The organism is Streptomyces sp. F63, assembly GCF_018070345.1.
Taxonomy (GTDB): domain Bacteria; phylum Actinomycetota; class Actinomycetes; order Streptomycetales; family Streptomycetaceae; genus Streptomyces.
Window position 1 is genome coordinate 1 of record NZ_JAGPXX010000003.1, and the last position, 12,656, is coordinate 12,656.

Below are 12,656 nucleotides of genomic sequence, written 5' to 3' on the forward strand. Positions count from 1 at the left end.
GTCTGACCCGGTGGACCGGTTCGACCGGTTCGACCGGTTCGACCGGTCCACCGGGTCAGACCGTCGTGACGACCTCGTCGTAGGACAGGCGCGGCAGCCGCTCGGGGGACCAGGCGTTCTCGGCGGGCCGGCCGATGTTGACCACGGTCAGCACCTCGTGGTCGCCCTCGGGGAAGAACTCCTTGTTGATCCCGGCGGCGTCGTAGCCCGTCATCGGGCCGGCGGCCAGGCCGGCGGCGCGGACGCCGAGGATGAAGTAGCCCGCCTGGAGTGTGGCGTTGAAGGAGCCGACCCGCTCGCGCACCGGGCGCTCCGCGAAGAAGGTGTCCTTGAGGTCCGGCGCGAACGGCATCAGCCGCGGCAGCTCCTCGTGGAACTCGTGGTCCACGGCGAGGATCGCGGTCAGCGGGGCGGCGGCGGTCTTCGCCCGGTTGCCCTCCATCAGGTGCCCCACCAGGCGCTGCCGCGCCTCGGGGGAGCGGACCAGCACGACGCGCAGGGGCTGCTGGTTGAAGGCGGTGGGCGCGTACTTGACCAGGTCGTGGATGGCCCGGGTCTGCTCCTCGGTCACCGGCTCGTCGGTGAAGGCGTTGGCGGTACGGGCCTCGCGGAACAGCAGGTCCTGGGCGGCGGCATCGAGGGCGAGAGTCATGAGTGAACACCTTGTCTCGGGGGGTGTGCGGGGGGTCCCGCACCGGACAGAGTGTTTAACGTTCAACTAAAACCCTCTATGCCGTCCTGGGATGTGACTCCGGCCACAGTGTCCGCCAGGGGGTGGGCGGGCGGTGGGCGGGTCGGTGGCCGGTCGGCGCCCCGGCCCGTAAGCGGAGGGCGGAGGGCGGAGGGCGGGGAGGAACGTGCCGGAAGGGCCCGCGGGACGGCCGGGACTCCGGGGCTCGCGGGACAGCCCTCGCGGATACCGCGGGGAGGCCGGCACGCCCGAGGAGCCCCGCACGCGGCGGGCCGGGGACTGCCGGCCCCGGGAGGGCGGCCGGTGTGCGCCACCGGACCGCCCGGCTCAGTCCCCGGAGCCGCGTCCTCCGCCGCCCGGGGCCCCGGCGCCGTCCTCCGAGGACTCGGCCAGCGCCGCGTCCAGGCGCGCCCGGGCGCCGTCCAGCCAGCGGCGGCAGATCTTCGAGAGCTCCTCGCCGCGCTCCCACAGGGCGAGGGACTCCTCCAGCGTCGTGCCGCCCGCCTCCAGCCGGCGTACGACATCGATCAGTTCGTCCCGCGCCTGCTCATAGCCCAGCGCGTCATCGGGCGCGGCCGCCCCGGTCCCGGTCTCCGTCATGCGGTCAGCCTACGGTCCGCCGCCGACAGCGAGGGCCGGCGCCATGACGGGGCCCGCTCCGCGCGCCCTCACGCCGGGCCGTCCCCGCCGCCGTCCCCCGCGGCCGGCCCGGTGGCCGCTGCCGCAGTCCCGTCGGGACCGGCGCCGTTTCCGCCGGCCGCCACGACCGTCAGCTCCCCCTCGGCCACCCTGGCCCGCAGCCGCTCGCCTTCCGGAACCTCGCGCGCCGCCCGCACCACCGAGCCGTCCGGCCGCTGCAGCACCGCGTAACCCCGCTCCAGCGTGGCCGCGGGCGAGAGCGCGACAACCCGTGCCCGGGTGTGCGCCAGCTCGGAGTCGGCCCGGTCCAGCAGATGACCCAGAGTGCGGCGGCCGCGGTCGCACAGCGCCGTGATCTGCTCCTCGCGCTCCTCCACCATCCGGTGGGGCCGCTCCATGCAGGGCCGGGCGCGGGCCGCCGCCAGGCCGCGCTCCTCACGGTCGAGCAGACCGCTCACCGCGCGCAGCGCCCGCTCCCGCACCTGCTGGATGCGGTGGAGCTCCTCGCCGACGTCCGGCACCACCTGCTTCGCCGCGTCGGTCGGGGTGGACGCGCGCAGATCGGCGACCAGGTCCAGCAGCGGGGTGTCCGGCTCGTGCCCGATCGCCGAGACGACGGGGGTGCGGCACGCGGCCACCGCCCGCACCAGCTGTTCGTCCGAGAAGGGCAGCAGGTCCTCGACGCTGCCGCCGCCCCGGGCCACGACGATCACGTCCACCTCCGGATGGGCGTCCAGCTCCCGCACCGCCTCGACGACCTGCGACACGGCATGCACCCCCTGCACCGCGACATTCCGCACCTCGAAGCGGACGGCGGGCCAGCGCAGCCGGGCGTTCTCCAGGACGTCCCGCTCGGCCGCCGAGGCGCGTCCGCACACCAGCCCTATGAGCTGCGGAAGGAACGGCAGGGGGCGCTTGCGCTCCGCCGCGAACAGCCCTTCCGCGGCCAGGGACTTCTTGAGCCGCTCCAGCCGGGCCAGCAGCTCACCGACCCCGACGGGCCTGATCTCCGCCGCGCGCAGGGAGAGCTGGCCGCGCGGGGCGTACCACTCCGGCTTGGCCTGCACCACGATCCGGGCGCCCTCGGAGACCACGTCCGCGACCCGGTCGAAGACCGAGCGGAAACACGTGACGCTCAGGGAGATGTCGTACGACGGGTCGCGCAGGGTCAGGAAGACCACGCCCGCCCCGGGGCGCCGCGACAACTGCGTGATCTGCCCCTCCACCCAGACGGCGCCGAGCCGGTCGATCCAGCCGCCGATGAGCCGCGACACCTCTCCGACGGGGATCGGCGTCTCGGCCGAGGTGTTGAGTGCCATGGGAGGAGGCTAGCCGGGCCTGCCGACAACGCGGCCCGCCGGCCGGGCCGGCGGACACGGCGGGGCCCGCCGCCGCCCCGCCAGCCCGGCTCCCGCACCGGCCTTACGATGGCCCCATGACTGCTACGCCCAGCCCGTCGCCCGACGCCGCCCCGAGCGGAGACGCCCGCCACGGCGGACGCAAACGCGTCCTGCTCGCCGCACCCCGCGGATACTGCGCGGGCGTGGACCGTGCCGTGATCGCCGTCGAGAAGGCGCTGGAGCAGTACGGCGCACCGGTCTACGTGCGCAAGGAGATCGTCCACAACAAGTTCGTCGTCCGGACGCTGGAGCAGAAGGGCGCCGTCTTCGTCGAGGAGACGGAGGACGTCCCCGAGGGCTCCATCGTGATCTTCTCGGCGCACGGCGTCGCCCCCGTCGTCCACGAGGAGGCCTCGGCCCGCAAGCTGGCGACCATCGACGCCACCTGCCCGCTGGTCACCAAGGTCCACAAGGAGGCCGTCCGGTTCGCCAAGGACGACTACGACATCCTCCTCATCGGCCACGAGGGCCACGAGGAAGTCATCGGCACCAGCGGCGAGGCCCCCGACCACATCACCCTGGTGGACGGGCCGGACGATGTGAAGAACGTCGAGGTCCGCGACCCGTCGAAGGTCGTCTGGCTCTCCCAGACCACCCTGTCCGTGGACGAGACCATGGAGACGGTCGACGCCCTCAAGGAGCGCTTCCCGCAGCTCATCAGCCCGCCCAGCGACGACATCTGCTACGCCACGCAGAACCGCCAGACCGCGGTCAAGCAGGTGGCGGCCGACGCCGACCTGGTGCTGGTGGTCGGCTCCAAGAACTCCTCCAACTCGGTGCGTCTCGTCGAGGTCGCCCTGGGCGCGGGCGCGCGGGACGGACATCTGGTGGACAACGCCGGGGAGATCGACGAGGCCTGGCTGGAGGGTGTGGACACGGTCGGCATCAGCTCCGGCGCCTCGGTGCCGGACGTGCTCGTCGAGGAGGTCCTCGACTGGCTGGCCGAGCGCGGCTACGCCGATGTCGAGGTCGTCCAGCCGATGCAGGAGAGCATCACCTTCTCCCTGCCGAAGGAGCTCCGGCGGGACTTGCGCGCGGAGGCCGCGGCCCTGTCGGGCGGAGCCGCCGGCGGGGCACCGGACGCCCGGGCCTGAGGCCCCGCGCACCGGCACCGCCCCGCCCCGTCCCGGGCCGCCGCCCGGCGTGGCGGGCCGGGGCGGTTCCGCGTTCCCGTCCGTCCGCCCACCCCCTCTGCCCTCCCGTCCGCCCGCCCTTCCGTACCGAGTGGTCGGCGGAAGGGCCGTGCCAGGGCCTAAGTTGGTGACCATGGTGGCTACTTCGGGGGCGCAGGCCCCCCAGACATCCGCAGCACCGGCCGGCCGGGTCCTCGGGGTGGACATCGGCGGTTCCGGCATCAAGGGCGCCCCGGTCGACCTCGAGCGTGGTGACCTCGCGGAGGAGCGGCACAAGGTGCTGACCCCGCGGCCGGCGACACCCGAGGCCGTCGCCGAGTGCGTGGCGGAGGTCGTCGGGCACTTCGGCTGGACCGGTGCGGTCGGCGTGACCTTCCCCGGCGTCGTCACCGGCGGTGTCACGCGCACGGCCGCGAACGTCGACCCCGGCTGGATCGGCCGTGACACCCGCGGACTGCTCGCGGACCGGCTGGGCCTGCCGGTGACCGTGCTCAACGACGCGGACGCGGCCGGAGTCGCCGAGATGGCCTTCGGGGCGGGCCGCGACCGGCACGGCACAGTGATCATGCTGACCCTCGGCACCGGTATCGGCAGCGCCGTCTTCACCGGCGGCCGGCTCGTCCCCAACACCGAGCTGGGGCACCTGGAGCTGGACGGCCATGACGCGGAGACCCGCGCCGCCAGCCGCGTCAAGGAGGACGAGGACCTGAGCTGGGCGGACTGGGCCCGGCGGCTGGAGCGCTATCTCGCCCATGTCGAGATGTTGTTCTCGCCGGACTTGTTCATCATCGGTGGCGGGGTGAGCCGCAAGGCCGAGAAGTACCTGCCGCTGATCGAGGGCGTGCGGGCCGAGACGGTCCCGGCCGGGCTGCGGAACAACGCGGGCATCGTCGGGGCGGCCATGACCGCGGCCCGGAGCCGGGTGCAACAGGACTGAGCGGAGGTCCGGCCACTCGGTACGGCCGGCCACCCGGTACGGCCGGCCACCCGGCCCGGGGCGGGGCCGGGGGTCGGCCGGCTGCTGTTACGGAGCGGGCGCGGGGCCGGGGCGGGCGGCGCCGGGGGCCGCGGCCGCGGGAGCGGCGGGAGCCGGGGCGGCGGACCGGCGCGGGTCCGCCGGGCCGGGGTCGGCGGCCGCTCGCCGGACGGCCCGTGAGGCGAGCAGCACCACCTTCCGCACCGAGACGGTGAGGACGGCCAGCAGCGTTCCCGCGTACAGCCAGAGGGCGTCGAGGGCCAGGGAGGTCACCAGGTCCACCAGGCGGTCGGCCGGTGACGCGCCCTCGCTGACCGGCACCAGGCCGACGAAGAAGGCGATCGGCATGGCGACCGGCGCGGCGGTCAGCTCGGTGGGACGCACCCACAGGGCGCAAGCTGCGGCCGCCGCGAGGAACGCGGCCCCGTATCCGGACGGGGAGTGGCCGCCGGGCAGCAGCCGGTCCGCGGTGCCGACGGCGAGCATCAGCACGATCGCCAGCAGACCGCAGCCGAGACCGGTGAGCCTGGGCCCGGGCATCCGGCGCAGCCACCGGAGTCTGCGGAGGGCGGCGAGCACCGGGGAGACGGAGCGCGGCCGGCCGGTCCGGTACACGGCCGCGGACTCGCCGTCCGTCCCGGCGTGGGCGGGCCCGGCCCGCCCGGGGCCGCGGCCGCCGGGCGCGGCGGAACCGCCGGTCCCGCCCTGGGGGTTGGCGAGGGCCTCCCGGGGATCCGCGGGAGGGGTGCCGCGCGTCGGGCGGGGCAGCGGTGCGGACCGGTGCGGTGTGCGCTCGTTACTGCGCGTACGGGGTTGCTCCACGCGACCAACGTAGGTCCCGGACGGGGCGGAATGTGGCGTGGGACACGCGGCCGCCACCGTCTCGGTCGTATTTTCAGCCGATCATCCGCCCGGACGGAGCCGGATGGGCCGCCCCGTAGACTTGGAGGCCCGGTCCCGCTCCGGGACCCCAGTCCGCACCCTCGCTCCGGGAAGTCGCCACGTGTCGCTCACGATCGGAATCGTCGGCCTGCCGAATGTCGGCAAGTCGACCCTGTTCAACGCCTTGACCAAGAACGACGTCCTGGCGGCCAACTACCCGTTCGCCACCATCGAGCCGAACGTCGGCGTCGTGGGCGTCCCCGACCCGCGGCTGGACAAGCTGGCCGAGATCTTCGGCTCCCAGCGGAAGCTTCCGGCGACCGTCGACTTCGTCGACATCGCGGGCATCGTGCGCGGCGCCTCCGAGGGCGAGGGCCTGGGCAACAAGTTCCTGGCGAACATCCGCGAGTCCGACGCGATCTGCCAGGTCATCCGGGCCTTCCAGGACGAGAACGTGGTCCATGTCGACGGCAAGGTCTCCCCGAAGAGCGACATCGAGACGATCAACACCGAGCTGATCCTCGCGGACCTGCAGTCCATCGAGAAGGCCCTGCCGCGGCTGGTCAAGGAGTCCCGCCTCCAGAAGGAGAAGGCCCAGGTGGCCGCCGCGGCGGAGGCCGCGCAGAAGATCCTGGAGGAGGGGAAGACCCTCTTCGCCGCCGGGATCACCAAGGACTCCGAGCAGGGCCGGCTCCTCCACGAACTGCACCTGCTCACGGTCAAGCCGTTCCTCTACGTCTTCAACGTCGACGAGGACGAACTGGTCGACGACGCCTTCAAGGCGGAGCAGCAGGCGCTGGTCGCCCCGGCCGAGGCGATCTTCCTCAACGCGAAGATCGAGTCCGAGCTGATCGAACTGGAGGACGACGAGGCGCTGGAACTCCTCCAGTCCATGGGCCAGGACGAGCCCGGCCTCGCCACCCTCGCCCGCGTCGGCTTCGACACCCTGGGCCTGCAGACCTACCTCACGGCCGGCCCGAAGGAGGCCCGCGCCTGGACCATCAGGAAGGGGGCCACGGCCCCGGAGGCGGCCGGTGTCATCCACACCGACTTCCAGAAGGGCTTCATCAAGGCCGAGGTCATCTCCTACGAGGACCTGGTGGAGTGCGGCTCGGTCCAGGAGGCCCGCGCCAAGGGCAAGGCCCGCATGGAGGGCAAGGACTACGTGATGCAGGACGGCGACGTGGTGGAGTTCCGCTTCAACGTGTAGTTGACTCCCGTAACTGCCCCCTGGTCTGCATATGCGCAGGTCAGGGGGCGGTTCGCTGCTCGGATTCATTCGTTGCGGCGGAACGTTCAGGGTCTGTGATCGGGAGATGGGGCGCAGCGTTTTTGCAGGTCAGGGAAACTGCTGGATGGTAGTTGAAGCCGGGCGGGGTTTCCGGCTGCTGGATCCTGGCTGGATCGCGATCATGCTTCCGGAGTTTTCGCAGGTCGTCGCGGTGTGGTTGTTGTTTCGCCAGGTGTACGACGGGTAACTCATCCAGGTTACTAACGCGAATGAAACTAACCTCGGTGTTAGTATCTGTGCTCCTGTGGCGTTACGGACCGGAGGCGTTGATGGTCGATTTCGTGGGGCGTGGTCAGGAACTCGCGACGCTTGAGCGTGAGTTGGGCAAGGTCGCCGCCGCCGTGGGAAGCCAGCGGCCCGGCCGGTGCCTGATGCTGCGGGGGCGTCGGCGTGTGGGGAAGTCGCGGCTGGTGGAGACGTTCGTGGAGCGGTGCGGGGCGCCGTATCTGTACTACGCGGCTACGGGGGCCTCGCCGCGGGAAGACCTTGCGCGGCTGGCACGGGATGCGCAGGCGTCGACGCTGCCGCTGGCGTCCGTGGTGGCCTCGGCCCGCCCGGACACGTGGGATGCCGCTTTCGACGTGCTCGCCGCGGTGCTGCCGCACGACCGGCCCAGTGTGCTGGTCATGGACGAGGTGCCGTATCTGATGGACGAGGCGGCGGCATTCGAGGGGATGCTGCAGCGCGCTTGGGACCGGGTGCTGGAGGCCAAGCCGGTTTTGTTGGTCCTCATCGGCTCGGATCTCTCGATGATGGAGGCGCTCGACAGCTATGGCCGACCCTTCCATCAGCGCGGGCGCGAGATGGTGCTCGGCCCGCTGAACCCGGCCGAGGTCGGGGCCATGCTCGGGCTGGACGCCGCGGAGGCCTTCGACGCCGCACTGGTCACCGGCGGGCTGCCGCTGGTGTGCGCGGAGTGGCCGCACGGCGCCGGGGTGTGGGACTTCCTCGCCGCCGCTCTGGCCGACCCGGTCTCAGCGTTGCTCGTCTCCGCCGAGAGATCACTCGCCGCTGAGTTCCCGCCGCAGGCGCAGGCCCGCATGGTGCTTTCCGCCGTCGGCAGCGGCGAGCGGACGTTCTCCAACATCGGCCGGGCAGCGGGCGGGATCGGAGCCGCCCCGCTCAATCGCTCGCTCGCCCTGCTCACCCATAAGCGGGTGGTCGCGGGCGAACTGCCCGTCTCGCTGCGTCCGTCCAAGGACCGCCGTTACCGCGTGGCCGACTCCTACCTGCGCTTCTGGCTTCGGTATCTGGGGCCGGCGCTGGACGAGATCGAGCGTGGCCGCGGTGACCTCACCCTGGAGCGGATCCAGCGCGATTGGACCAGTTGGCGCGGGCGTGCCGTGGAGCCGCTGGTCCGTGAGGCGCTGTCGCGGGTCCTGCCCGACGACGCACTGCCGTCCGCTCCTGTGATCGGCGGCTACTGGACGCGCACCAATGACGTTGAAATCGATCTCGTGGGGGCGGACCGGGGGCCGGTGGCCAAAGAGCTGCGATTCGTCGGCTCGGTCAAATGGCTGGAGAGTTCCCCCTTCGACCGCCATGACCTCGCCGCACTGCACGTCCACCGCGCGGTGCTCACCGACCAGCCGCTCCCGGTCGTCGCCGTCTCGCGTTCCGGGACCGACTGCGCCGGGCTGGACGCCGCCTACGGACCGGCGGACCTGCTGGCAGCCTGGCGGGTGTGACGCACTGCGTTCTGCCATGGGGCGGCGGTGGCTGGATCCTCGCTGGATCGTGTTCGCGCACGTGATGTCCCAGCAGGTCACAGCCGAGCCGTGGATGTTCCGCTTCACCGTGCAGTTGTGTCCGGGACCGCCCCCTGATCTGCATATGCCCGGGTCAGGGGGCGGTTCTCTGCTCGGATCCGTTCGTTGCGGCGGAACGTTCAGGGCTGAGACCGGAAGCTGCGATGCGATGTTTTTGCAGGTCAGGGCTCTGCTGGGTGGTAGTTGAATCCGGGCGGGGTTTCCGGCTGCTGGATCCTGGCTGGCTCACGATCGCGACTCGTGGACCGTGGAGCGGGGACGTCAGCTTGGCCAGGATGCGCAGCGCCATGGCGCGGGGGGCTTTCCGAAGCTCGGCCTGTGCCTCGGGAGCTGAGTTCATCACGTGACAGCCCGCCGGCCCTGCGACGACCTTTTGGCAGCGGTTGGCAGCGGTTGAGACCGGCTCGGTGAACCGCCGGATGCGGACCTCATGCGCGGTGGTGAGAGAGGAGGGCGGCCAGGCCGCCCGGCCCTCCCACTCGATCCGGTGCTGACTGGTACCGACTCCTAGTGCTTCCGCGGTGGGGTGAGCCCGTCGAGGTCGAGGCTGATCTCGAAGGGCACAGGGCGCTTGAGAATGCCCCGGAAGATGCCGGCGGGCGCATAGGCGCCAGTCGGTTCGTCGAGTTCGTAGACGTGGACGACAGGGGTGCCGTTTTCTTCCTCGACGCACCAGTAGTGCGGGATCTTGGCCTCGGCGTACTTGTGCAGCTTCACTGTGCGGTCACGGTGCGCGGACTCCGGTGAGACGACCTCGACGACGAGCCGGACCTCTTCCGGCGCGTACCACGTGCGGTCCGGGTCGTAGGGGGCGGTCGTCACGAGCAGATCCGGCTCCGGCCGGTTGCGCTCGTCAAGGCGGATCGTCATCTCCCGCTCGATCTCGAAACCAGCGGGCGCGGCCGCCATGAGCGTGGTGGTGAGGGACGTGACGAGACGGCTGTGCCAGGACCGCTGGGGCGACATCATGAAGACGAGGGCTCCGTCGATCAGCTCGGTGTGGCGAGGCGCCTCGGGGAGGCGGTCCAGGTCCTCCGCGAACCAGCCTTCCGCGCGCGGCGGGCGCATCCAGTCGGGTAGTGCGGTCATGGCTCAACCGTATCGACTCGCCGAGGCTTGGGTCACGAGATCGTCAGGGCCTGTCGACGAGATGAGGCGTTTGCCCGGCGTGCGGGTCGGCGGACCGTGAAGCTCGCCGATCGCGGCCGGTCTCGGCAGTGCCCTTGGGGTGCGGCATTGGGCTGGGCTGCCCGAACCTGCCGCCATGGGTCTTCCGGCTGCTGGATCCTGGCTGGATTGTGATCACGATCTAGGGGTTTCCGCAGGTCGTCGCGGTGTGGTCGATGTTCCGCTTCAACGTGTAGGCCCCGCCATACCGTGGATCGGGTGATCTAGCAAACTCGCAGGTCAAACGGGGTCGGCCCAAATGGAGGCCGACCCCGTTCGCGTACCCGTGGCTGGATCCCGGCTGGATGGGCTGACGGCTCGTCACCTGTCGTCATCCGTTGTTCTCGGTACGCCGGCTGGATTACGGCTGGATCGCGCTGAGCGGCGAGTCGGTACGAGGGGGAGCGACGCGTGGGCCGACCCGGGGTCCGTGGCCGACGCCGTGCTTCACAGGATGTTCCACCGAAGACTGGTGTTCTCTTCGATCAGGCCCTCGATGCGGCGTATGACCTCGGCGCGGCTTTCCGGTGCGTGTGAGATCTTCCGGGCGTTGGTGGTGATCATGCGGAGCTCGCGCAGGTCGCGGAGCGTCGGGTATCCCTCCCACGTCGTGACGTCGTACCCGTACGCCTTGGCGAAGTCGTGGTAGTGCTCGGTCCCGTAGCCGAAGCGCCTGCAATGGATCTCGATGGTGACGAGGTCCCACTCCCGGTGTCCCCAGGCGACCGTGTCCCAGTCGCACAGGACGGCGCCGTCGCCGTGGTGCAGGGCATTGCGGTGCTGTGGGTCCCCTTGGATGGCGGTCTTGGGGTACAGGAACCGGACCCCGGACAGCTCTGCCGCCAGCTTGTCCACTCGTGTGGACAGCGCGTCGATGAGCGGAGTGGGCAGGCCGGTGATACGGGCGATTGAAGACCTGATGGCGGTGACGTTGTCCCGCTCGGGGAGCTCGACCGGCGGGGTGCCGAGGTTGTGCAGGGCGTACAGCGGAGCTGCGAGCTGTTCCGCCAGGACCGGGTGCGGCGGCTGGGGCAGGTGGGTCCAGAAGGTGACGGCGTGGCCGTCCACGACCACGGGTTGCTCGGCCGCGATCGGGTGGAGGGGGGCCGTGGGGAAGTCCTGTTCCATCAGCCATTGCACGAAGCGCACTGTCCGGAGGACTGCGGTCTGGGTGGTGCCGCGGCGGGCGATCTTCACCACAACCGGCTCTCTGTCGAGGAGAACCACCGCGTTGGTGTGTCCACGCAGCACACGGGCGTTGGTGGCGTCGAGGCCGGCGACGGCGCAGGCGCGCCGCAGGACTTCATCCATGTGCGCTGGTTGGAAGCCGCCGATGGTATTGACCGATGTCATGAGATCAGGCTGAGGGACGACAGGTTGTTCTGTCACATGTGACTGCTGGGAAGTTGGAGGAGTTCGCCCAGTTCTCTCGCCGCTGTGACCCGCCGATTGGCACCCGGAAGCTGGTCGATCACATGTCGTGCGCGTGCGCTGAGAATGGGGGTGCGGTGTTCCTCGGGTACCTGGAGATATGCCGCAGTCGCGAGTTGGCACGCTTCGGTGGCGCTGTGGTCGCGCGCCAGGCAGATCGCGGCCTCCAGGCGCAGCAGGGCCGGGTCGATGCCGGCGCGAGTGGGGTAGAGGGACAGGGCTTCTTCCGGGACCCGACGGGCTTCGGAGACGTGTCCTAACGCGGTGAACGTGCCGCTGAGGTAGAGCAGGAACCGTCGCAGCGGAAAGGCGAAGGCGTCATCGTCGCTCTGTGGGGCGAGCTGGTCGAAGATGCCACGGGCGTCCCTGACTCTGGCGGCGGCCTCGCTCCGGTTGCCCTGTAGCGCGAGCGCGCGTGCCTCTGCGGCGACCGCGAAGGCGGCGGTGGGGGAGGGCTTGCCGCGGGTCATGATGCGGGCCTCCCGTGCCAGGGTGACGGCCGATTGCACAGGTCCGTAGTAGTAGCCGAGCATCGCCGCCTGAGCGCGCACACGGGCCCGCAGTTCGGCGTTGCCGCTCTCGTCGGAGGCGTGCCGGGCAGTGGCGTACCAGATGCGTGCGTCGTCGATTTCGCCGAGCTTCATCAGGGCGTCCGCGATCAGCGTGGACACCACGGCGGTGATCTCCGTGAGCCGCACCGTCACCGAGGCCGGCTGCCGGTCTTCCAGCAGCTCCTTGACCTCCCGGAGGATGCGGAGCAGCTTGTTCATCATCGGGGCGGGCGGCGTGAAGACGTACTCGTACCGGACCAGCAGAAGCTGCTCCTCCAGCAGGTCCATCTGGCCAGGGGCGACGGTGCCCGCGGCCAAGGCACGGTCGACCGAGCGCCGAGCGGCGTCGATGTCATGGAAGAGGGGATCGCGTTTCATAGCGATCCCGGAGTCGGACGAACGCGTCCGAGTCGCGTGCCGCGCGGGGGACTCGGCTTCACCCGCCGAGTCGTCGGCATGCCCGAGCCCGAGCTCGTAGGGCGTGGCGCCGTAGTAGCGGCACAGCAGCGCGACGGCTTCCGCCCGGGGAGCGCGGGCGCCGGTTTCCCACAGCCGCAGTTGGTCCTCGTCCGCCTTCGGGCCCTCCGGGCTCATCTGGAGAGCCAGGTCTCGGAGTTCTCCGCCGACCTGGTTCAACGTGAGCCCCCGGGCGAGGCGGTTCGCACGGAGCTTGGACAGACCGCAGTGGTCACGGATGGCTTGCGCGGTCTCAACGACCGTCCACCC

At 71.1% G+C, this 12,656-nt stretch carries 11 protein-coding genes and 1 pseudogene; 4 read left to right on the forward strand and 8 right to left on the reverse strand.

The features are described 5' to 3' along the window. Positions 1 to 55 precede the first annotated feature (55 nt). The 3 genes from KBZ10_RS04080 to xseA form a co-directional block, all read right to left on the reverse strand. On the reverse strand, positions 56 to 652 hold the full coding sequence (locus KBZ10_RS04080; RefSeq protein ID WP_210986101.1) for a malonic semialdehyde reductase: 597 nt from the start codon (positions 650 to 652) through the stop codon (positions 56 to 58). 366 nt (positions 653 to 1,018) lie between these two features. Further along, positions 1,019 to 1,291: an exodeoxyribonuclease VII small subunit gene (locus KBZ10_RS04085; protein WP_210986102.1), complete on the reverse strand. Its 273-nt coding sequence runs from the start codon at positions 1,289 to 1,291 to the stop codon at positions 1,019 to 1,021. A gap of 68 nt (positions 1,292 to 1,359) precedes the next feature. Further along, positions 1,360 to 2,649 (reverse strand): exodeoxyribonuclease VII large subunit, encoded by a 1,290-nt coding sequence (gene xseA, locus KBZ10_RS04090; RefSeq protein ID WP_210986103.1) that lies wholly within the window; start codon positions 2,647 to 2,649, stop codon positions 1,360 to 1,362. Between the two features lie 116 nt (positions 2,650 to 2,765). Between xseA and KBZ10_RS04095 the strand changes: the two genes are divergently transcribed. Together KBZ10_RS04095 and ppgK are read left to right on the forward strand one after the other, a co-directional pair. After that, positions 2,766 to 3,824, forward strand: coding sequence for a 4-hydroxy-3-methylbut-2-enyl diphosphate reductase (locus KBZ10_RS04095; RefSeq protein WP_210986104.1), 1,059 nt, complete (start codon positions 2,766 to 2,768; stop codon positions 3,822 to 3,824). A 172-nt stretch (positions 3,825 to 3,996) separates the two neighbouring features. Further along, entirely contained in the window at positions 3,997 to 4,800 is an 804-nt protein-coding gene (gene ppgK, locus KBZ10_RS04100; protein ID WP_210986105.1) for a polyphosphate--glucose phosphotransferase, read from the forward strand. A gap of 87 nt (positions 4,801 to 4,887) precedes the next feature. On the opposite strand, the gene KBZ10_RS04105 is transcribed toward ppgK, so the two are convergent. Further along, complete coding sequence (locus KBZ10_RS04105; RefSeq protein ID WP_210986106.1) at positions 4,888 to 5,661, reverse strand: DUF6542 domain-containing protein; 774 nt, start codon at positions 5,659 to 5,661, stop codon at positions 4,888 to 4,890. A gap of 181 nt (positions 5,662 to 5,842) precedes the next feature. Between KBZ10_RS04105 and ychF the strand changes: the two genes are divergently transcribed. Together ychF and KBZ10_RS04115 are read left to right on the forward strand one after the other, a co-directional pair. Then, entirely contained in the window at positions 5,843 to 6,931 is a 1,089-nt protein-coding gene (ychF, locus tag KBZ10_RS04110) for a redox-regulated ATPase YchF (RefSeq protein WP_210986107.1), read from the forward strand. 350 nt (positions 6,932 to 7,281) lie between these two features. Next, positions 7,282 to 8,700, forward strand: a complete 1,419-nt coding sequence (locus KBZ10_RS04115; RefSeq protein WP_210986108.1) for an ATP-binding protein — start codon at positions 7,282 to 7,284, stop codon at positions 8,698 to 8,700. Between the two features lie 298 nt (positions 8,701 to 8,998). On the opposite strand, the pseudogene KBZ10_RS30445 reads toward KBZ10_RS04115, so the two are convergent. The 4 genes and pseudogenes from KBZ10_RS30445 to KBZ10_RS04130 all read right to left on the reverse strand — a co-directional run. Continuing rightward, positions 8,999 to 9,121: pseudogene (locus KBZ10_RS30445) on the reverse strand (type II toxin-antitoxin system RelE/ParE family toxin); the annotation flags it as partial. A 167-nt stretch (positions 9,122 to 9,288) separates the two neighbouring features. Next, complete coding sequence (locus tag KBZ10_RS04120) at positions 9,289 to 9,870, reverse strand: Uma2 family endonuclease (protein WP_210986109.1); 582 nt, start codon at positions 9,868 to 9,870, stop codon at positions 9,289 to 9,291. 525 nt (positions 9,871 to 10,395) lie between these two features. Then, the gene (locus KBZ10_RS04125; RefSeq protein WP_210986110.1) at positions 10,396 to 11,301 is read right to left on the reverse strand and encodes a phosphotransferase; all 906 of its coding nucleotides are present in this window, start codon (positions 11,299 to 11,301) and stop codon (positions 10,396 to 10,398) included. Between the two features lie 32 nt (positions 11,302 to 11,333). Beyond that, positions 11,334 to 12,566, reverse strand: coding sequence for an XRE family transcriptional regulator (locus KBZ10_RS04130; RefSeq protein ID WP_247701803.1), 1,233 nt, complete (start codon positions 12,564 to 12,566; stop codon positions 11,334 to 11,336). Positions 12,567 to 12,656 lie beyond the last annotated feature (90 nt).

What these genes read in the sequence shown, in the direction of transcription:
- KBZ10_RS04080 (WP_210986101.1), bottom strand. Translation starts at nt 652, where the DNA reads ATGACTCTCGCCCTCGATGCCGCCGCCCAGGACCTGCTGTTCCGCGAG.
- KBZ10_RS04085 (WP_210986102.1), bottom strand. Translation starts at nt 1,291, where the DNA reads ATGACGGAGACCGGGACCGGGGCGGCCGCGCCCGATGACGCGCTGGGC.
- xseA (WP_210986103.1), bottom strand. Translation starts at nt 2,649, where the DNA reads ATGGCACTCAACACCTCGGCCGAGACGCCGATCCCCGTCGGAGAGGTG.
- KBZ10_RS04095 (WP_210986104.1), top strand. Translation starts at nt 2,766, where the DNA reads ATGACTGCTACGCCCAGCCCGTCGCCCGACGCCGCCCCGAGCGGAGAC.
- ppgK (WP_210986105.1), top strand. Translation starts at nt 3,997, where the DNA reads ATGGTGGCTACTTCGGGGGCGCAGGCCCCCCAGACATCCGCAGCACCG.
- KBZ10_RS04115 (WP_210986108.1), top strand. Translation starts at nt 7,282, where the DNA reads ATGGTCGATTTCGTGGGGCGTGGTCAGGAACTCGCGACGCTTGAGCGT.
- KBZ10_RS04120 (WP_210986109.1), bottom strand. Translation starts at nt 9,870, where the DNA reads ATGACCGCACTACCCGACTGGATGCGCCCGCCGCGCGCGGAAGGCTGG.
- KBZ10_RS04125 (WP_210986110.1), bottom strand. Translation starts at nt 11,301, where the DNA reads ATGACATCGGTCAATACCATCGGCGGCTTCCAACCAGCGCACATGGAT.